This is a genomic window from Streptomyces sp. NPDC046303 (genome assembly GCF_055588085.1).
This window is the reverse complement of the sequence record NZ_JBVJFA010000040.1, coordinates 18,291-38,188: the sequence shown is the minus strand read 5'-3', so window position 1 is coordinate 38,188 and position 19,898 is coordinate 18,291. Positions and strand designations below refer to the sequence as shown.

The window sequence follows — 19,898 nt, the reverse complement described above, 5'->3', positions numbered from 1 at the left end:
AGTCGTCCTGGACCGAAGATCCCGCCGGTGGTGCTGTCCGATGCTGAGCGGGCGATGTTGCAGTCGTGGGTGCGTCGTCGTTCGAGCGCCCAGTCGTTGGCGTTGCGATCACGGATCGTCCTGGAGAGCGCGGACGGGCACGCGATCGCCGAGGTCGCCCGGCGGCTGGGCATCACCACGGACACCGTCCGGGCCTGGCGGCGGCGCTTCCTGGAACGCCGGCTCGACGGCCTGTGCGACGAACCGCGGCCCGGCGTCCCACGGAAGATCACCGACGCCGATGTCGAACGCATCGTCATCAAGACGCTGGAGGAGACCCCGGGGGACGCAACCCACTGGTCGACGCGGTCGATGGCCGCGGCAACCGGTATGTCGCAGTCGGCGATCTCCCGGATCTGGCGGGCCTTCGCCCTACGACCGCACCGGGCCGAGGCGTTCAAGCTGTCAAAAGACCCGCTGTTCATCGACAAGGTCCGTGACGTGGTCGGCCTGTATCTCGATCCGCCGGAGCGGGCCCTGGTCCTCTGCGTGGATGAGAAGTCGCAGATCCAGGCCCTGGACCGGTCCCAGCCGGTCCTGCCGATGATGCCCGGGGTGCCCGAGCGCCGCAGCCACGACTACGTGCGAGCGGGCACCACCACCCTCTTCACCGCCCTGGACACCGCGACCGGCAAGGTCATCGGCTCACTCCACCGCCGCCACCGTGCAGTGGAGTTCAAGAAGTTCCTGGCCAAGCTGGACAAGGAGGTGCCCGCAGACCTTGAGGTCCACCTGATCCTGGACAACTACGTCACCCACAAGGTCCCGGCCGTCAAGGAGTGGCTGCTGGCGCATCCGCGCTTCCACCTGCACTTCACCCCAACCGGTACGTCCTGGCTGAACCTGGTCGAGCGGTGGTTCGCCGAACTCACCATGAAGAAGCTCCGCCGCGGCGTCCACCGCTCCGTCCAGGCACTCGAACGCGACATCAGGACCTGGCTCGCCGACTGGAACGAACACCCCAGGCCCTTCGTCTGGACGAAGACCGCAGACGAAATCCTCGACAAAGTCGCCGCTTACTGCCGACGAATCTCCGACTCAGGACACTAGCCGGCGGGGTTGGCCACGCCGCTTTCATCGACGATGAAGCGGCCGGTTTCGGCGCCGTTGAAGGTACCCTTCTTGATCCACTCGGTCAAGGCGGCCTTGACCGTGGCGTGCGGGCCGGCCCAGGGCTTCCCGGGGCGGCCGCCGTAGACGGTTCCTGTCTGCGGCGTGCACCGCTCACCGGTGCAGCCCTCCCACAGGATGTCGTGGCTGGCGCACGCCACGTGGACCAGCGCCTTGTTCGTCATCGTCGCGGGCAGGGCGTCGTAGATGGCGGTCGCATTGGAGGGCGGGGTCGGGTCGGAGTCCTCCAGACCGTGGATGACCAGTGTGGGCGCGGTCAGCTGACCGGCGACTTGGGCGTTCCAGCCGTACGTGGAGAAGGTGGGGGTGCGACTGAGGCCCGTCGGGTTGCCGGGCTCGGTCCCTCCCCAGGTGCGTCCGATCGGGTCCTCGGCGAGGATCTGCTCCCAGCGCCTGTCCCAGGCACCCGGGACAGTGCGACCCGTGCACTCGGCCTCACGGGGCTGCGGCAGCGGAGCCGGGGCGCCGCGAGTGCTCAGGGTGAGGGGGAAGGTGGCGAAACCACCCGGCGGGGTCACCTCTTCGGTCGGGAAGCCGAAGAGCGAGGACATGAACACCACGCGGTTCACCTTGCGGAGCATGGCGGCGGCTCCAGGCACCACCGGGTTGGCCGCGTACAGGGCGCGTCCGACGTGCACCCCACCGAGCGAGTAGCCGATCAGGGTGACCTTGCCGCCCGTGGGCCTGGCCCTGGCGACGGCGTCGTCGACGACCTGGCGGATGTCGCGCACCCAGACGTCGATACGGGCGAACCGGGTGCTGCTGGAGTGCGGTCTGCGCTCGCCGCCGAGCGGATTGGTCAGGAGCAGGGATCCCTGCTGGTCGAGGGGGAAGGCGCGCGGGTTGTGGGTGCGGTCGCAGCCCTCGGGGTGGGCACAGCTGCCGTCCGCCTCGTACGGCCGCAGGCTCGCGTTGCCGGGGTCGTCGAGTCCGTCCTCGAAGCGCGTCGAGAGCCCGTAGCCGAGCAGGTTCGGGGCGAAGGTGTCGATCCCCGACCGGGCCAGGGACCTCTGCAGGCTCAGCTCGCCGCCGCCAGGGGCTGGGTGCCGTAGGTCGAACGTCGCCGGCCCGGTGGACGAGCGGCCGTGAATCAGCACGGCGGCCCTGGTGGGTCCGCCCGGGCACTTGCCGTGGGCGTACACGGGCCGGACGCGGTGGACTTGGATGCGGGCCGGGCGGCGATCGAACCGCGAGTCCGGCATCAGCCCGGCCGGCACTGTGAAGTCCAGGAAGTAGTCCTCGGACGCAACACCGGTCGGCACCCGGTCGCAGCGCGGATGCGTCGCGCCGGGGTGCCCGGCCGCAGCCGCTCCGTTCGCACCAACGGCGCCCAGCACCAGGCAAAGCCCCAGGACGGCCCACCGGCGCCCCGCCCGGCCCCGGGCCCGGGGCGGGCGGTCCTTCGGCGGGCGCTCGCGGGTCTCGGTTGTGGCGTACATGGACGGCTCCCACCTGGGCTGCTGGTTCCGGCAACGGTCAGCAGCATCCTTCGGCCGCCACCGCGACCGCGCGCGACGGGCTCGGCCGAACGGCCCGCACGGGCATCCGGCCGGGGTCATTTCCACCCAGTACAACGAGCAACCGGGAACTTTCCGGCCACGCGCTGGGGCGTTTCTTTCGGATCTTGCCGGCCTCGCGGCGCCTGGCACGCTCCCGCGTAGCCTTCGGGCACGAGAGGTACGCCCACCGCATGGACTCGCTCCTCCGCCTTGCGATCTTTCTCTGGGCCCCACGGGCCTGGGGAGGCCCCAGGCACCAGACGCCGCTCCCTGATCCGGCCTGATCCCAAAGATCGCCCTAAAGGGTGTTGCAGAAGGCTTAGAGATGGGCATTTTGCCTCTATGGGTGGGGTGTTGCGGGCTCAGCCGGTGTGGGTGGAGACGTTCACGGGCTTGCGGATGGACCGGTTCGTGAAGCTGGTGAGGGTGGTGCGGGAGCGGGGTGGGAACGGGCCTGGTGGTGGCCGGCCGTGGTGTCTGCCGCTGGTGGACCGGGTGCTGCTGGTGGCGGTGTACTACCGCACGAACCGCACGATGCGGCAGCTCGCCCCGTTGTTCGGCGTCTCCTCAGCGACGGTCTGCCGGGTCAACCAGCGCCTGCGTCCGCTCCTGGCGCTCGAGCCGGCCCCGCGGCCGGTGACGGACACCGACCGGTTGTGGATCGTGGACGGCACCCTCATCCCTGTCCGCGACCGGAAAGTGGGGGCCTCGTCGAGAAACTACCGGTTCTCGGCGAACGTGCAGGTCATCATCGATGCCGACACGCGTCTGGTGGTCGCGTCGGCCCGTCCTGCGCCGGGAAACAAGGCCGATGCCCACATCTGGCGGGAGTCGGACCTGCCGGCCGCGGCGGTCGGGACGACGGTGATCGCGGACGGCGCCTACCTCGGAACCGGGCTGATCGTCCCGCACCGCAGAAGAGCCGGCCGTCCTCTCCTGCGAGGGCAGGAGGAGGACAACGCCGAGCACCGGCGGGTACGTGCCCGTGTCGAGCACACCTTCGCCCGCATGAAGAACTGGAAGATCCTCCGCGACTGCCGCCAGAAGGGCGACGGCCTCCACCACACCGTCCAGGCCGTCGCCACCATGCACAACATGGCCATGACAGGCTGAATCAGCAGGCCAGGCACCACTCAGGCCTGCCCGGAACAGACCTTCTGCAACACCCTTTAGCGCCCGTCTTCAAACGGTGGTGTGGTTCACCTGCTGATGCTTGCCTGACGCAGGACGCGAGGTGTGGACACGTGGCCATCCCGAAGAACCGGGGCTTCTACAAGCACGGCGACATCGGCGGTCAGGGAACGACTGGCGCCGTTCTCGGCCAGCCAGCGGGCTGCTGCCACGGTGCCATACGTGGACCAACCGCCGATCAGCACGACACGCTTGTTCGGGTTGAGGGGGTTCGCGGCTCGGACGATGTAGCCGCAGTCACGTACAACCTCGCCGTTCGCTGCATCTCCTGTGTAGGCCGTCCCTTCCCATGTGATCGCTCCTCCACCCAGCCGGAACGGCAACGCCTCCGTCATGGCTTCCAGGATGCGGCGGGCTGCCTCGTTGTTCTTCGGTCCGCCCAAGATGAGCAGATTCTGCTCCATCTCGCTGCCCGGCAAGTGTGCCGACAGGCGGACCTTCTCCAAGTCGAGGTCACGGTAGGCGTGAGTGAGAGAGGGGATGAGCACGGACAGTGCCCGGACCTGTCCCAGACCGGCTACGGGGCGCTGGTAGCGGCCAGTGTCGACGTAGGAGGTGTCAAGCACTATGGAGAGTTCGCCTGCGTTCAGGTAGCGCCACGTGCGACGTGCAGGAAGCCGCTTGAGCACGAGCCAGCGCACCAGGGTGCCGATGCCGGTGAGCACGGCGGCCACCACTGCACTGAGAATCTGCGAGCCTACGGCCCCCGCAATAACATCCATGGCGATCTCCCCCTCCGCGCGGGCCAGAACCTAGCGTGCGCGTGTTGCCTGAGTAGCGCCCATTGGATCATGGGCTGTGCATCGACATGAACTCACTGACCAAGAATGGGAATTACTCTCTGCGCTGATACCCCAGGCTGGAACCGGACGCCCCCGGGTAAGGGCTGTCCCGCAAAGATCTCCGGACCCCTGCGGTGGGCTACCCCATGACCGCGCGGGCCGTGTCGAGAAAGGCTGACCGGTTGCCCTCTAGGTAGTCCCGCACGCTCTCGCCATCGGGCAAGCCTTCCCACACGGTCCGGTTGAGGTCGAGGAAGTGCGCGTGTGCGGCCTCATGCACGGGTGGGGGGAACTGGATGCGGATGAGCCGGTCCGCGACCCAGAACCGGTACATCACGTCCCGGGTCGTGAGGTACCAGGCGTCCGTGTCCTCCCATCCGGACGGCCGGGTGTACGCGCAGCGTTCCGCCTCTGCCGACACCTCGATGAACCTCTCCAGCAGCGCAAGCCGTTCCGCGCGCCGGGTCTCTGACAGCGCGATCTGCTGCCGTTGCTGTTCAGTACGTTCCGCTGACCGCTGAGTTCTGTGCTGGACGAGGTAGGACAAGACGCCGCCGAGGACAACGCCGCCCAACGATATGAGTGACACCCAGACCTGACCTGACATGACGATCATCGTCCCATAGCATCGACCTTTGAGACGATCTCGGTGTGGCTGGTCTGATCACGGCGCCCGAGCCGTCTTGGATAGCCCCGTTCACCGGGCTGAGCCCGCGCAACTTCGGCAAACTGGTGACAAGGCTGCGGCGGGAGGGTGAACACGCGGTCCGCAAGGGTCGGCCGTGGAGCCTGTCGCTGGAGACAGGGCAATGCTGGTCGTCGCCTACTGGCGCACGAACCTGACGATGCGGCAGCTCGCTCCGGCTGTTTGGGATCTCGAAGTCGGCCGCGGACCGCATCATCGACCACCTCGGGCCGATACTCGCGCTTCAGCCCCGCAAGCGGTTCGCCAAGGAGACCCGTGCTCATCGTGGACGGCACTCTCGTCCCCACCCGCGACCACGCGGTGGCCGAGCGGTCCAAGAGCTAGCGGTACTCCACCGCCCACCAGGTCGTCATCGACGCGGACACTCGACTCGTCGTTGTGATCGGCCGGCCGCTGCCGGACAACCGCCACGACTCTTGCGGCTGGGAGGAGTCCGGCGCCAAAGCCGCCGTCGGCAATACAACCACAGTCGCCGATGGCGGCTACCAGGGCACGGGACTGGTGATCCCTCATCGCAGGGAGCCCGGCCAAACCGAACTTCCCCACGGGGAAGAGGAGCACAGCCGGTCCCACAAGCAGGTTCAGGCCCGCGTCGAGATCCCCTGGGCGGTGATCGGCGTTATGGTGCGCCGGCTGCCCCGGGGCCGAGTTGCCGTTCGGAGCCGCCCGCGGCTCCTCGCTGGCTCGGCTCAGCGACTGCAGACCGTGAAGCACGCCCCGCTTCGCTCTGGGCCATGCACCCGGTCAGTACCAGACAGTGAGCACATGGGCCCGATGTGCCTCGGAGGAACCTTTCGGGTTGTCGAGCACAGTCCACGGCTTCTCGTCTGAACGGGAGGGTGAGCCCACGCCGCTGCCGACAGGCTGGCCGTCTTTTGTTGCATTCCCAGTTGATTCGCTTGCCGGCCACGGTGGGCTGAGCGCCAGGTACACCTGCGCAGCGCAATGTCGAACCCCTGCCTGGGGTCGCGGACGTCCTGGAGATCCGCGACGCCTCCCCCGTCCTCGCCGAGTCCGACGAGGCGCGGCGGGGCCGGCGCCTGGCGCTGCTGCAGGCCGCGCTCCTGGAGCACGCCGCGGCGTACAACCTGCGCACGTTCATGACGTTCCACCAGAAGGTCAAGGAAGCGGCCGCGTTCGGGGACAAGCTGCCCGAGACGGCGGCGGAGCTGTACGTCACCGCGCCTCCGACGCCGACCTGGCGGCCGCGGAGAAGCTGCCGAAGTCCTCGATCGACACCCGAGTTCTACGAGCTGGAGGCCGGCCGCCACGTACCCCCGGACCGGGTCTGGTCGGCGTGGCTGTCCGGGGACCACCTCGTCACTGAGCGCCGCGAGGTCTTGCGCCAGTTCGCGAACGGCATCGACGCGAACAACCGGCGCGTGCACCGGACGTTCCTCGCCTCCGTACGGGTCGTGGGCGAGGGCCTCGACATCACCGGCGAGCGCGGGCTGGAGGCGATCTGCTTCGCCGACACCCGCGGCTCCCAGGTCGAGATCGTCCAGAACATCGGCCGCGCCCTCCGCCTCAACAAGGACGGCTCCACCAAGATCGCCCGGATCATCGTGCCCATCTTCCTGGAGCCGGGCGAGGACCCCACCGACATGGTCGCCAGCGCCAGCTTCCGCCCCCTTGTAGCAGTCCTCCAAAGCCTCCGCAGCCATGATGACCGACTCGTCGAACAGCTCGCCTCCCGCGCACTCACCCACGGACAACGCAAGATCCACCTCCAGCGCGACAAAGACGGACGGATCATCAGGGCCAGCGGCGAAGGCGAAGACCAGGAGCAGGAACAGGGCGGTGCTGATGCCGCCCCGGAATCAGCCGTGCTGCACTTCTCCAGCCCGCGCGACGCCGCCACGATCGCCGCGTTCCTGCGCACTCGGGTCTACCGGCCCAAGTCCCTGGTGTGGCTGGAGGGCTACCAGGCCCTCATCCGGTGGCGGGCAGAGAACGAGATCACCGGCCTCTACGCCGTCGCGTACAACACCGAAACGTCGGTGGGCGTCACGAAGGCGTTCCCCCTCGGGCGGTGGGTGCACCAGCAGCGCAAGGCCCTGCACGCCGGGGACCTCGAGGAGCGGCGCAAGACGCTGCTGGACGCCCCGGAGGCCGGGATGGTGTGGGAGGCCGGCGAAGAGGCGTGGGAGAACAAACTCGCCGACCTGCGGTCCTACCGGCGGGCCACCGGGCACCTCGCGCCTCGGCAGGACGCGAGGTGGGGTGAGGACGACGAGATGGTGCCCGTCGGCCAGTACATGGCCAACCTCCGCCGCAAGGGCGCCAAAAACGGGCTCGGAAAGAACGAGGACACCGCCACCACCCGGGCCGCGCAGCTGACCGCGATCGACAAGGACTGGAACTGCCCCTGGCCCCTGGACTGGCAACGCCACCACCGCGTCCTGGCCGACCTGCTCGACGCCGACGGCCACCTGCCCGACATCGCCCCGGCGTCCTCATGGACGGCGACGACATCGGACGCTGGCTCCAGCAACATATACAGCCGACCCCCGGCGGCCAGCCGAGGTGCAAGGGTCCGGGCAAGGCGCAGCAGTCATTCCAGCGCGCGGCCTGACAGCCCTCACACAGTGGGTGGAACGGAAAGGCGCCCACCGGCCGGTGCCCCGCGCCCACGCCGAGGAGATCGCGGTCGAGGGCCAGGCGGAGCCGATGATCGTGAAACTGGGCGAATGGATCTCCAACACCGAAACCCGACGCCACAAACTCACCCAGGAGCAGCTTGACGCGCTACGGCAGCTCGGAGTGCACTGGGCAAGGCCGGTGACGATCCCCCAGGCCCCCTCGGACAGCCTATGAACCCTTTCCAGCGCCGTGACCGGCCCCGGGCCTCTCAAGGTCCGGGGCCCGGTGCTGTGTGCGCCGGGCGATGTTCTGGAAGGTCGGAGGTGCAACGCGGACTCCCCGGTGTTGCGCGCCGTGCGGCGCCCGCTTCTGTGGGTACCAACTTCATTCACTGCGAAGCGAAGGGCGCTGGACCAAGCCCTGCAACGCCGACTTCAGTGTGGCCGCTTGTCGCCATGAACTCGCTCTCACGCCCATCGGGCAGGCGGAGCATTCCCGGGTCCGCATCGAAGAGGTCAACGCAGCTTCCCGGATCTACCAGTGTGATGCTGCCGGCCCAGGTGCTGTCCCGGTCCGACTCCCGGTTGTCGCTCCGGCGCGGGTCGTAGCGCAGGACGAGGGACGCGGTGACCGCGACTTCGCGACCGTCAGGCATGACAACGACGGCAGGGCCCGCATAGCGCTGACGGCCATCGCCCGGGTGAAAGGGCCCACGAGGATCCATGCCAGGAGGCTAGCGCCCAGGGCAAGGACCTCCTAGCCAGCCACCAGTCGACGATCGACGAATTCGCCATCGGCACCACCATCTAGCCCTCGCCGGGTGGCGGCGGCCGACGCCACCGCGGATCTACGATCCCAAGGGCGGCCGGGCCACCCAAGCTCGGCGGCGCGTTCGTCTCCGGCGACTCCGACACCTGGGGCACTCGGTCCTTTAGACCCATACGCCATCTGCATCAACCGCAAGATTCTCAACCAACCCGCGAGAACCCCAGGTCTAGCCACAACTAACACAGCAAAGGCCGTTTTCACACGACCTGACAACACCCCAGCTCACCAAGCCCCAGATACCGGAACTTCCCTCCCCCTCAGCGGCAGTCTTCACAGGTTCTTCACATCGGGTCGTACAACCCTTCTCAAGGGTGGTGAGCATCATAGGATCAGGTCAACTTGCGCCCGTTCTGAGGTGATTCGCGTCGTAGACAAAGATCAGCAACGGCTTCTATGGTGCTGTCCAGTAGACACATTTGAGCCAAGATCTCGCGACCTTGACCACGGCAATACCCAGATGGCGGCCGGCGGAGGAAATCCTTCCGTGCCATGGGAGGCCGGGACATACCCCTGCCGATCGGCCCGTCCCCGGGCCGTGCAAGGGCAAGCTTCTTATTTGAGTAAGCTGCAGATAAATGCCACTCAAATGGGGGAGCAGCACGTTGAATTCCGGAGTGCGAGCCGTGCCTAGATGGCGCGGCTTCGTGGCGATATTGATAGCCCTGGCATTGACGCTGGGCATCGATTTGCGTCCGGCCACAGCCGTCGACGAGGTTGTGACGTACAGCAGATCCGATGTCGTGCAGGTTTGGAAGTACGGCGGCCCGGCGGTGCGAAAGGCTGCCGAGGCCGCGCTGCTGGGGACGGATGCCGAAGTCCAGGCGTTCATGGCCCTGGAGATGCCGAAGCGCGAGGAAGACGATCTGCGCACGCAGGTCTCCGAATTCATGGCAAAGGGTGGTCCGGGCGTACGTGCGGCAGCCAGCGCGGCTTTGAGCGGTGGGACCGCGCAACTGCAGGGCTTCATGGACGGCGGCTTTGTCCCGGCCTACGAAGAGGATCTGCGTGTCAGCGTAGGGCGCGTCATGGCCTTCGGCGGTCCGGGGGTGAAGCGTGCGGCCAATACGGCGCTGAGCGGCACGGCGGACGCCCAGATCGCGTTCCTCCAGAAGGGCCAGTTCGGGCCCCGGGAAGACGACAACCGAGTCCGTGTCGGCCAGTTGCTGGCCACCGGCGGTCCGAACATCAAGTTGATGGCCAATCAGGCCCTGGATGGCACGCCCGAGGAGATCCAGGAGTTCCTGGACCACGGGTGGGAAGTCGCGGCCGCGCGTGACCAGGAGGCACTCAGCGTCTCACAGCTGGCCGAACTCGCCGACAAGGCGCAGAAGCAGGCGAGCGAGCTGACCGAGACCGCCAAGGAAGAGGCGGCCAAGGCGGAGAAGGCCACAGCGGCGGCGAGGGACGCTGCGCTGGCCGCGGCCAAGGAGGCCGAGGCGGGCAAGGAGTCTGCCGCAAAGGCGGCAGCAGCTGCTTCCCGCGCGGCGGCGGCGGCCGACCGGGCGGCCCAGGCGGCCCGTACGGCCGTATCCGCGGCTGCGGCAGCGAACTCGGCGGCGCGGGTCGCCGCTACTGCGGCGGCGCAGGCGGCCTACGCCGCCAGCCGCGCCGGCAAGGCGGCTTCCGCGGCTCATTCCGCGGCCTCGGCCGCGGCCGGTGACGCCACCAAGGCGAAGAAGGCCCGAGAGGCGGCGCAGGAAGCCAATGCCGCCGCCAGCGGCGCGCAGAAGGCCGCAGACGCCGCGGACCAGGCCGGCATCGCCGCCGACAAGGCCGGGGATGCGGCGCGAGCCGCGTCCAATGCCGGCCAGAACGCGGCCGCAGCGGCCGCCGCGGCCGTGAGCGCGGGCAACTGGGCAGATACGGCGGGTGGCAAGGCCGACGAAGCGAAGGCAGCGGCGGCGCGCGCCAAGAGGCTCGCCGACCAGGCCACGCGTGCGGCCGACGTCTCACAGGCCAACGCCAGGGAGGCGGCCACCGCAGCCCGGCAGTCGCGGGACGCAGCCAATGCCGCCGCCCAGCACGCCAAGGCCGCGGCCGCAGCCGCGAACAAGGCTGCCGACGAGGCCGGCAAGGCGGCGGACGCCGCAGCCGCGGCCACCACCGCGGCGAACTCGGCCACAGATGCCGCCAACCAGGCGCTGGGGGCAGCCGAGAAGGCTTCATCCGTGATCGAGGCGGCGCGCAAGGCGGATGCCGAGCGCCTGCAGCAGCAGCAGGACGAGGAGGTGCTCACGGCCGAGGAGGCCAAGCGGGACTACGATGCCCGCGTCGCCGCTGCCGCATACGAGGTCGGTCGGCTGCAGGAGCTCAATACGCAGACGATGCAGTTGCTCGCCGAGGCCTCCCAGGCGTCCGACCCGAAGGTCACCGCCGCCAAGGGACGGCAGGCCGCGGTCAACATGCTCGGCACCGGTGGGACATGGTTGCGGGACGCCGCCGAGTTCGCCCTGTCGGGCACCGACGCAGAGGTGATCCGGTTCGTGCACACCGGTCTCACGACGGCTCGGGAACAGGACGATCGCGCCAGCGTCTCCCACATCGCCCTGAGCTCCGCGATCCCCGCGCAGCGGCAGGCTGCCCTGGACGCACTGGACAAGCCGATCGACCAGGTGCGGGAGTTCCTGCGCACCCGGGCCTACCCGGGCAAGGAGCAGGACGACCGGATCGCCATCGGCAAGATCTCCGCTGAAGGCGGAGCGGGCGTGAAGGCGGCGGCCAGCAAGGCGCTGGACGGCACCGCGGCCGACATGGCGACGTTCCTGGAGGTCGGGCAGTTTAAGGCCCGCGAGGACGACGACCGCGTGGCAGTCGGCAAGGCCCTTGCGACCGGCGGCCCCGAGGTCAAGGCCGCCGCCCAGGCCGCGCTGACAGGTCCGCCGGACGGGCTGCGCACCTTCCTGGAGGTCGGCCTGCACAAGGCCGGGCAGCGAGACTTGAACGCCGCCACCCACATCGCCCAGGTCAACAGCCTGCTGCAGGCCGCCTACAAGTCGGCGCAACTCGCCCTAAAGGACGCCTCTGACGCGCAAGCGGCCGCGGCGAACGCCCGAAAGGACTCCATCAAGGCAGGCGAGTGGGCGGACAAGGCCCAGGTTTCCTCCAACGAGGCCGCCAAGTACGCCACGCAGGCCGACGCCTCCGCAGACGCGGCCGCCGACTCCTCGCGCCGCGCCGCCGAATCGGCGAAGACCGCCCGGAACGCCGCCGCCTCGGCCCAGCAGGCAGCCCAGCGGGCCGCCCGGTCCGCCGAACAGGCGCAGCATTCCGCAGCGGTGGCCTCCACATACGCAGCGCAGGCGAGGGCGTCCGCCTACCAGGCCAAGCTCTCCTCCGAGGCTGCGGGCAAGGACTCCGAAGAGGCGTCAAAGGCCTCCGAGGCAGCGATGAAGACTGCCGCCGACATGCTGGTCGCAGAGCTGAAGACCCAGATCCAGCAGGAGGCTCAAGAGGCAAGCAAGCCGCTGTCTGACGAGGAACTTCGCACTTCCCTCGAGAAGCGGTTGGTCAACTACCGCTCGACTCTTCTGGCGAACGGAGAGCTGAAGCCGGGTGAGACGCTGCTCGTCTGCGGCAGCGATCAGGCCGGCGGCATGGGCTGCATCACGAGCACCTACCTCGACCGCCTGATCGCCTGGTACGTGGGCGCGGAGGAGATCGAGAAGTGCCTTCAGGGCAAGTCACCCCGGTGCCTCGACGATGTCGCACTGCTCGCACTCCGGGCCAAGCTGCTCTTTAAGCGGCCGCCGTGTGGCAACAGCTTCGTTCCGGGTACTCGCGTCCTGATGGCCGACCGCCGCTACAAGGCGATCGAAGACGTTCGGGTCGGTGACAGGGTCCTCGCCACCGACCCGGTCACCGGCCGCACGCAGTCCGAAGCTGTTGAGGCGACCATCGTCGGCAACGGGTCCAAGAACCTGGTGAAGATCGGCATCGGCGGACCGGGTACCGGAGGTTCGGTGGTCGCCACAGACGGCCATCCGTTCTGGGTGGGGGGCAGCAGCGGCTCCTGGAAGAAGGCCTCCGACGTCAAGGCGGGGATGCCGCTGCGGACCGCCGCCGGCGAGATCGTCTGGGTCAAGTCGACCCAGGCGTGGACTGTCCCCGACCAGCGCGTTTACAACCTGACCGTCGCAAACCTCCACACCTTCTATGTACTCGCGGGCGCAACACCGGTCCTCGTTCACAACGTCGGGGGTGAGTCGCCCGGCGATATTGTCACCGTTGGCCGCTGGATGTCGGCTGCGGAGTATCAGTCGATGATGGATACCGGAAAGGTCCAGCGCGGTGGTGGTGGCTTCACCTACGTCGTGTATCCGGCGACAAAGGATGCGTACATATCTGCGCGTCCAGGATCTGTGTACGTCGAATTTGACGTGCCGAAATCATCACTCATCCCGGGCGGTCGACCGGGCGACTTCAAGATGTCAGATTCCGATACCATCTTTGCTCGGCTGGCCCAAAGGAAGGGTGAACCGGTACCTCAGTTGCCGGAGGCGAAGAACATCAGTCTGGGAGGATCGAGATGTCCATAGAGGGCGAGCTGCTAGAGCGAGCCAAGGAATGGATTTCCTTGGAAGTTCAGAAGGTAGAGAAACTGGCAACGATTTCGGAGTTTGAACTATCGCCGGACGAGCGTCAGCCGAAGTCGGTAAGTTGGATTCTCAATGGCAGTGATTTCATGGCCCAGCTGGTGCTATGGGAGAGTGGCGAGTTTGAGAGAGATTTCGCCAATGTTGCGACTGGTCAGGTTCAAACGAAAAGCGGTCGGGTAGCGTCCTTCAGCGAGCTCGAATCTCTTCTGGAGTCAGCCCGCGATTGGATCTTGCGGCATCCCTGACCCAGCGGCAGGGAATCTACACTCATGGCGGAAAGATCGTCACCTGGACTGATTCGCGCAGTTTCCGGAACGCTGCGCCACGCTCATAGGCCTTTCTCTTTCCAGGGTGCCCCGCGATGAAGGAATTCCGCGACTGGGGTTCCGGCTGTTCTTCATCGATGCGGCACTGGAACACCTGATTCACGAGCTGGCGCTGCTCGCTCGCGGTGAAGGTGGTTCGGCCGCGCGCTGACCGGAGGCTTGACCGCCCTCTATCCGGCAAGGCCCCGTTGGAGTCGAAACGACTCCAACGGGGCCTTGCCTTTCCAGACGCCGGACACTTCGAGGGTGGAGAATAAAGCGAATCTTCACATCTTCTACACATGCGGAATCACAACTCTTCCGGAAGGTGGCAAGAGTCACTGGCCTACCCCTGACTCCCGCCCGTTCTGGGGTACTTGGCGAAGTGGACAAAGATCGATTTACGGGATTTCATTGGCGTGCATGCCCGCGCCTGCGCCCGCGCCGGAGTTGCGGGATCTCTCCGATTTCGCCGCTTCCAGGTCTTTCTCGAAACCCTGGTCGGCCGATCGAAATCAACGACTTAAGGATCGTCATGAAGGCACGTACCCCACACGCAGCCCAGCCGAAGGGGAAGAAGTTCCTGGCGGGCACCATCGGTGCCGCAGCCGTAGCGGGCGCCCTGGCCTGGGTCGCCGTGTCCGGCACCGGAGCGGCATCCCAGACAGTCGCGGTCACCACCGTCGCGGACGAGGGGCCCGGCTACGCCGTCGAGGACTTCGGCTACCCGCACGCGGACAAGATCCTCGCGGAGAAGAACATCGTCCTCAAGCGCGGCGACGGCCACATCACCCTCGTCGACTGCGCGAGCGGCACCGGCTTCATCGAGGTCTGGGCCCGCGACAAGTCCAAGATCTGCTTCCAGGTCACCGGCAACTCTGGATGGCTGACGATGGAGATCCCCTCGGTTCACCTCATCAAGGGCAACGACTACGTCACCAAGGTCGACATGACGGTCGGCACCGAGGCGAAGTCCTTCGACATCGCCAGGAACAGCTGGACCTCCGTCGGCGAGACCGCGGACCCCGAAGGCCGCGAGCACATGCTGGTCAACATCCGCTCCACCAAGCCGTAGCACCCGATCGTCCCCTCGCCCCGTACGCACAAGCGGGGCCGTCCATTGCTCCCAGCCCCGCGACACCCGGCTCACTGACATCGCGTCATTGACCACTCTTCGAGGAAACCATTGATTGCCAAGCTTCTCGAAGGAAGCTCTACGCCTCGAATCACCCCCCGGTCACCCTGGATGGCCGTCGGCCTGACCGCGGTGATCGGCACCACTCCTCTGACATCCGCACGATGCCCGGTATCCGTGGTGCCTCCCGGCGCCCCGGATGTGCGGTCGTAAAGCGCACCATGAAGGAAACTTCCATGCTTGAATCCCGTCCGCGCCCGCTGCGGATGAGCGGCCTGCTCGTGACCGCCACCGCGGTCGCCGCAAGCCTGTTCTCGGCCGGCTCCGCCCAGGCCCTCACCGGCCCCGAAGCTCAGGCCGGTAAGTACGCGTACGCCGCCAAGCTGAGCGTCGGCGACGAGGCCACCAGCCGCGCCTGCACTGCGACGCTGGTCAACGCGCGCTGGGTGCTGACCGCCGCCGCCTGCCTGGCCGCCAAGCCCGGTGACGCGATCACGGCCGGGCAGCCCGCGCTGGCGGTCACCGCGACCTTCGCTGGCGGCCAGACCCGCGAGATCGTCGAGGTCTCCGCGAGCGCCGCCGACCGCGACCTGGTCCTGGCCCGCCTGGCCACGCCCGTCACCGACATCGCCCCCGTCAAGCGCGCCGCCTCCGCCCCCGCGGCCGGCACCGACCTGGTCTCGGCCGGCTTCGGCCGTACCAAGACCGAGTGGGTCCCCGACAAGCTCCACACGGGCACCTTCACCACCAACACCACCGACGCCACCACCCTCACCATCACGGGCAAGGGCACCGACGTCCTGTGCAAGGGCGACACCGGCGGCCCGCTCCTCAACGCCGCCGGCGAGCTCGTCGGCATCAACAGCCGCTCCTGGCAGGGCGGCTGCCTCGGCACCGACGCGGCCGAGACCCGTACCGGCGCCGTATCCGCGCGGACCGACAACGTCGGCAACTGGATCGACCAGACCACCGCGCCGCGCAACGGCTCGCAGGTGTCGGTCCTGGCCGGTGGCGGCGGCACCATGTGGTCGCAGTCCGGGGACCTCGGCTACGGGGAGTACGGGCAGACCTGGGGCAAGGTCGACGGCCAGGACATCTCCCGCGTCACGAGCCTGCGTGCCGGTGAGTACCTGCGCGCATACGGCATCGCCGGCGGCAAGGTCTATGGCCGTGACCTCAACACCCGTACGAATCAGTGGACCAACTGGGGCGAGATCCCCGGCGGCGCGGCCGGCACCCGGGACATCACCGCGGCGATCGTCAACAACGTGGTCTACCTCCAGATCGCAGGCGCTGACGGCTCTCTGTACACGCAGGTCGGCGACTACAACGCCGGCCGCTGGAACAACACCTGGACCCAGGTCTCGGCGTCCGGCCTGACCAACGTCACCAGCATCGCCGCCGGCACGGGCGTACGCCTCTACGCCGTCGCCGACGGCCGCGTCTACGGCCGCGACCTCAACACCCAGAACGGCTCCTGGACCGGCTGGGGCGAGCTCCCGGGCGGCGCCGCAGGCGTCAAGGACATCTCCGCCAGCCTCGTCGGCAACAACGCCGAACTCCAGATCATCGGCGCCGACGGCGCGGTCTGGATGCAGTACGGCAACTACGACGCCGGCCACTGGAACCAGGCCTGGACCCGGGCGGGCGGCAGCAACCTCACCCGCCTGAGCAGCAGCCCTACCGGGAAGTACGTCAACGTCTACGCGGTCGACACCTCGGGCAAGGTCCAGAGCGCGACCCTGGAAAGCGGCCCGGGCACCTGGACCGCCTGGAAGGAGCTCCCGGGGGGTCTCGCCAACAGCTCCGACGTCAGTGCCGTCGCTGTCGCGGCGCTTCCCAAGGTCTCCCTGGCAGCGGGCAGCCAAGGCACGCTCTACAGTCAGAAGGCCGACCTCGCCACCGGTTCCTTCGGCGCCCAGTGGGCCCAAGTCGGTGGCGTGGAGGTCACCCGTCTGACCAGCGTCACCGCCGAGAACCACGTCCGGTACTACGGCATCGCTGGCGGCCGCGTCTACGGCCGCGACCTCGACATCCGCAACAACAGCTGGTCCAACTGGGGTGAAATCCCCGGCGGCGCGGCCGGCACCAAAGACATCACCGCGGCGATCGTCAACAACGTGGTCTACCTCCAGATCGCAGGCTCGGGCGGCTCGCTGCACACCCAGGTCGGCGACTACAACGCCGGCCGCTGGAACAACACCTGGGCCGACGTCTCGGCGTCCGGCCTGACCAACGTCACCAGCATCGCCGCCGGCACGGGCGTACGCCTCTACGCCGTCGCCGACGGCCGCGTCTACGGCCGCGACCTCAACACCCAGAACGGCTCCTGGACCGGCTGGGGCGAGCTCCCGGGCGGCGCCGCAGGCGTCAAGGACATCTCCGCCAGCCTCGTCGGCAACAACGTCGAACTCCAGATCATCGGAGCCAACGGCGGCCTGTGGCTCCAGTACGGCAACTACAACACCGGCTACTGGAACCAGGCCTGGACCGACGCTGGCGGCACCGGCCTCACCCGTGTCACCAGCACCCCGTCCGGCAAAAACGTCCACGTCTACACCGTCGGCGCCAACGGCAAGGTCCAGGGCTCGATCCTCGAGAGCGGCCCCAGCACCTGGACGGCGTGGAAGGAACTCCCGGGCGGACTCACCAACACGCTCGACGTCACCGCCACAACCAGCAAGTAACCCAATGCAAACCGACCCCGCCCGCCCAAGGACCACAACCCCGGTGCGGGCGGGGCCAGGTCGCACGACAGCACGCCAAAACGGCGGCGGGAACTCAGCACCTACAGGCCGTACGGCTGGCTGTGGGGCAGCCTCGTCGGCGGAGGACTCGAGGACGGTGAGGTCCATCAGCTCGGGCCGCTTCTTGCGTTTGCGCCGCACGTCCTCGATCCGGAATTTCTGGATCCGCCAGGTGGCTGCGTAGGTGAAAACTCACCAACAGAGCCAAAGTGGACCAGAGCCGGTTTCGACCTGCGCAGCCATGAAGTGCAGCTATGTGCTGAGCGCTGCCGGCAGCTCGACCATTGCCTGACAATCGATTTCCTCGCCCGTCGCGCCGACGGAGCCGCCTGGCTGCCGCCCCCGGTCACGTACTCGGCGTGTCGGTGTCCTCACCACTTCGCGGCGAGCTCGTCGAGGGGATCCTCAACGTGGTCTCGGTTGATGCGGTCCGCGGCCGCGATGGCGGCGGTGATCCAGGCGCTGGCGCGCAGTGTGCTGCCGAGATGAGTGGCGAGGCCCCTTGTGATGTCCTTGAGGCGCGCGTCGCGGTTGAAGACGTCGAGGACGAACTCAGCGAGCGGTTCGAAGTCGCCTTCCTGTGCCTTCTGGACGGCGGAGGACATGGTCGAGCGTATGCGGTAGATACCTGCGGCTTCCTTGAGTCCGCGCCAGAAGCGGGCGTCGTCGTGGCCGGGAAGACCGTTAAGGAGGGCGGCGAGCTGCTGTTCATCGTCGGTCACGGTCGCTCCTTCACATACACGTCCGGCCAGTATCGAAGCCGCAGACCACGGAGAAAGCCGTTTCCGGGAGTTGGTTGAGATGCCGTTTCGGCCAGGGGCGAGGTTCAGGTCAGCCGTGAACCGAGCGAGAATCCCAGGTCGCCCGCAGCCATGCTCACCTCTTCGAGCTGGCCGTCATCGTCGAACAGCCTGAGGACCACCAGGCCCCCTCGTCCGCGCTGATGAGCTGCAATCGAGGTTCCGTCACGTAGCCGAGGAGCATGTCCAGCAGGTCCAGGGGAACGTCCATACCCGGATCGACGGTGTAGACGTCCGGAACGTCACCGGCTCCGGCGCGCGAGGGGTCCCCTCACCGCCCACCCCTTCGTCGTGCCAATGATGCGGCCGCCGCCGACATCGAACCGCTCCGGGGGCCCGCCAAGGGAGGCGACTGCCGCCATCTCGTCGAAGTCGCCAACTTGAGGCTTCGCGGCCATGAGAGGGCGGTAGGCTCATGCTTTCGAAAATGATGCTGAATTGATCACTTCAGAGCTGCTCAAGTTTGCCGTGATGTTCAAATGAGCACTTTGTCTGCCCGGTTGCAGGGGCTTGACGTGGCGGGCGCGAAACGCGGCGACGACGAACCTGCCGTCGGGCAGGCGGTCAAGGTGCGGCCAGCGGGCCCGCACGGCGCTCAGCTCGGTGAGTTCGACGTCGCCGCCCGGATGGACGGAGACGACCAGCGCGTCGAAGGGCAGAACATCGCCCCGGGCTGCGGAGCGCGTTCGGTAAGCAGCCAGTGGGCGGCGCCGAAGACGTCGACGGTACTGGTCAGGACGTGGCAGTCCTGGTGCGATCGGGGGAGGTGGGCGTAGAGGACGAGGGCGGTCTTCTGCACGGACGGGCTCTTCTGGGTGGACGGTCACACTGTCGGGCGCTGCGGTGAGCGGCGGTCGGCGGAGCGGAGCACCTAGAGGGCATGGCCCTTTCTGGTCGTCATGAGGTGATCATCGTCGACATCCCACCTCATGACAAACCCTTTCAGCGCACCGCCACCATTGATCGAGTACTGCGAGAGTACGAACCTGAGGCGCACCCCCAGTACTACCGAGGCCAGCTCCCTCTAGAGAGTGCATCGAGCTGAGCATCGGCCCCGCCTTCACGGCAGCCAGCAACCAGTCCTGTAGGCGCCAAGCTCGACCCCAAGTCCGAGGACACCGAGGCGACGGCCTCTCCGACTTCGCCGAGCTCGGCTTCCGATTCAGCTCCCCGCTCAAGGCCGACACCGACGGTGACGGCACCGAGGACCCCGACAAGGACGGCCTCACGGCCGCCCGCGAGCTCGAGCTCCGCACCACGCCCACCCGCGCCGACACCGACCAGGACGGTTCTCGGACGCCCCCGAGCTCGAGCTCGGCACGGAGCCCACCAAAGGCCGACGGCGGCGGGGACGGCGTCCAGGACGGCGAGGAGACGAGGCTCAACGCCTCCCCCCGCGCCAAGAACTCCACCTTCGACGTCACCCGCCGCGCGGACGGCGGCGCCACCGCCGCCGAGGCCACGCTTGAAGGCCTGCGCGCCGAGCAGGTCGGCGGCTTCCATGTCACCGGGTTCCCTGCCGAGCAGCGGGAGTTCCCGGAGTCCACTCCGGGCTAC

Annotated in this window: 13 protein-coding genes and 2 pseudogenes; 9 read left to right on the top strand and 6 right to left on the bottom strand. The window is 67.8% G+C overall.

Going from position 1 to position 19,898, the window contains the following annotated elements; all coding sequences use genetic code 11:
• The first annotated feature begins 54 nt into the window (after positions 1-54).
• Entirely contained in the window at positions 55-1,089 is a 1,035-nt protein-coding gene (locus ACZ6I1_RS30350) for an IS630 family transposase (protein WP_469292096.1), read from the top strand.
• Here the strand turns inward: ACZ6I1_RS30350 and ACZ6I1_RS30345 are convergent.
• Positions 1,086-2,609 (bottom strand): alpha/beta fold hydrolase, encoded by a 1,524-nt coding sequence (locus ACZ6I1_RS30345; protein ID WP_469292095.1) that lies wholly within the window; start codon positions 2,607-2,609, stop codon positions 1,086-1,088. The genes ACZ6I1_RS30350 and ACZ6I1_RS30345 overlap by 4 nt on opposite strands.
• Positions 2,610-3,011: 402 nt before the next feature.
• Here ACZ6I1_RS30345 and ACZ6I1_RS30340 point away from each other — a divergent pair, with 402 nt between their 5' ends.
• Entirely contained in the window at positions 3,012-3,782 is a 771-nt protein-coding gene (locus tag ACZ6I1_RS30340; RefSeq protein ID WP_469292094.1) for a transposase, read from the top strand.
• Positions 3,783-3,868: 86 nt separating this feature from the next.
• Here the strand turns inward: ACZ6I1_RS30340 and ACZ6I1_RS30335 are convergent, their stop codons facing one another.
• Both ACZ6I1_RS30335 and ACZ6I1_RS30330 read right to left on the bottom strand, forming a co-directional pair.
• Positions 3,869-4,582, bottom strand: coding sequence for a hypothetical protein (locus tag ACZ6I1_RS30335; RefSeq protein ID WP_469292093.1), 714 nt, complete (start codon positions 4,580-4,582; stop codon positions 3,869-3,871).
• A 199-nt stretch (positions 4,583-4,781) separates the two neighbouring features.
• Positions 4,782-5,258 (bottom strand): hypothetical protein, encoded by a 477-nt coding sequence (locus ACZ6I1_RS30330; RefSeq protein ID WP_469292092.1) that lies wholly within the window; start codon positions 5,256-5,258, stop codon positions 4,782-4,784.
• A gap of 35 nt (positions 5,259-5,293) precedes the next feature.
• Here ACZ6I1_RS30330 and ACZ6I1_RS30325 point away from each other — a divergent pair.
• From ACZ6I1_RS30325 to ACZ6I1_RS30295, 7 genes and pseudogenes are all read left to right on the top strand, one after another.
• Positions 5,294-5,945, top strand: a pseudogene (locus tag ACZ6I1_RS30325) (transposase family protein); the annotation flags it as partial.
• A gap of 374 nt (positions 5,946-6,319) precedes the next feature.
• Positions 6,320-8,165 (top strand): annotated as a pseudogene (locus tag ACZ6I1_RS30320) (helicase associated domain-containing protein); the annotation flags it as partial.
• A gap of 1,238 nt (positions 8,166-9,403) precedes the next feature.
• Positions 9,404-13,294 (top strand): TreTu family toxin, encoded by a 3,891-nt coding sequence (locus ACZ6I1_RS30315; RefSeq protein ID WP_469292091.1) that lies wholly within the window; start codon positions 9,404-9,406, stop codon positions 13,292-13,294.
• Entirely contained in the window at positions 13,285-13,599 is a 315-nt protein-coding gene (locus ACZ6I1_RS30310; protein ID WP_469292090.1) for a hypothetical protein, read from the top strand. The genes ACZ6I1_RS30315 and ACZ6I1_RS30310 overlap by 10 nt, the downstream gene beginning before the upstream one ends.
• A gap of 106 nt (positions 13,600-13,705) precedes the next feature.
• Positions 13,706-13,831 (top strand): hypothetical protein, encoded by a 126-nt coding sequence (locus ACZ6I1_RS30305; RefSeq protein ID WP_469292089.1) that lies wholly within the window; start codon positions 13,706-13,708, stop codon positions 13,829-13,831.
• 363 nt (positions 13,832-14,194) lie between these two features.
• Positions 14,195-14,734 carry a hypothetical protein gene (locus tag ACZ6I1_RS30300; protein WP_469292088.1) on the top strand — a complete coding sequence of 180 codons (540 nt, stop codon included), beginning with the start codon at positions 14,195-14,197 and terminating at the stop codon, positions 14,732-14,734.
• Between the two features lie 296 nt (positions 14,735-15,030).
• A complete protein-coding gene (locus tag ACZ6I1_RS30295) occupies positions 15,031-17,481 on the top strand; it encodes a trypsin-like serine protease (protein ID WP_469292087.1) in 2,451 nt (816 codons plus the stop codon).
• A 431-nt stretch (positions 17,482-17,912) separates the two neighbouring features.
• On the opposite strand, the gene ACZ6I1_RS30290 is transcribed toward ACZ6I1_RS30295, so the two are convergent.
• The 3 genes from ACZ6I1_RS30290 to ACZ6I1_RS30280 form a co-directional block, all read right to left on the bottom strand.
• Complete coding sequence (locus tag ACZ6I1_RS30290; protein WP_469292086.1) at positions 17,913-18,263, bottom strand: hypothetical protein; 351 nt, start codon at positions 18,261-18,263, stop codon at positions 17,913-17,915.
• A gap of 154 nt (positions 18,264-18,417) precedes the next feature.
• A complete protein-coding gene (locus ACZ6I1_RS30285; protein ID WP_469292085.1) occupies positions 18,418-18,552 on the bottom strand; it encodes a hypothetical protein in 135 nt (44 codons plus the stop codon).
• Positions 18,553-18,936: 384 nt separating this feature from the next.
• A complete protein-coding gene (locus ACZ6I1_RS30280) occupies positions 18,937-19,140 on the bottom strand; it encodes a hypothetical protein (RefSeq protein WP_469292084.1) in 204 nt (67 codons plus the stop codon).
• Between the last annotated feature and the right edge of the window lie 758 nt (positions 19,141-19,898).

Excerpts from the sequence above, each read along its gene's own strand:
- ACZ6I1_RS30330 (WP_469292092.1), bottom strand. The coding sequence starts at position 5,258 with ATGATCGTCATGTCAGGTCAGGTCTGGGTGTCACTCATATCGTTGGGC.
- ACZ6I1_RS30335 (WP_469292093.1), bottom strand. The coding sequence starts at position 4,582 with ATGGATGTTATTGCGGGGGCCGTAGGCTCGCAGATTCTCAGTGCAGTG.
- ACZ6I1_RS30340 (WP_469292094.1), top strand. The coding sequence starts at position 3,012 with ATGGGTGGGGTGTTGCGGGCTCAGCCGGTGTGGGTGGAGACGTTCACG.
- ACZ6I1_RS30350 (WP_469292096.1), top strand. The coding sequence starts at position 55 with ATGTTGCAGTCGTGGGTGCGTCGTCGTTCGAGCGCCCAGTCGTTGGCG.
- ACZ6I1_RS30295 (WP_469292087.1), top strand. The coding sequence starts at position 15,031 with ATGCTTGAATCCCGTCCGCGCCCGCTGCGGATGAGCGGCCTGCTCGTG.
- ACZ6I1_RS30345 (WP_469292095.1), bottom strand. The coding sequence starts at position 2,609 with ATGTACGCCACAACCGAGACCCGCGAGCGCCCGCCGAAGGACCGCCCG.
- ACZ6I1_RS30310 (WP_469292090.1), top strand. The coding sequence starts at position 13,285 with ATGTCCATAGAGGGCGAGCTGCTAGAGCGAGCCAAGGAATGGATTTCC.
- ACZ6I1_RS30300 (WP_469292088.1), top strand. The coding sequence starts at position 14,195 with ATGAAGGCACGTACCCCACACGCAGCCCAGCCGAAGGGGAAGAAGTTC.
- ACZ6I1_RS30285 (WP_469292085.1), bottom strand. The coding sequence starts at position 18,552 with ATGGACGTTCCCCTGGACCTGCTGGACATGCTCCTCGGCTACGTGACG.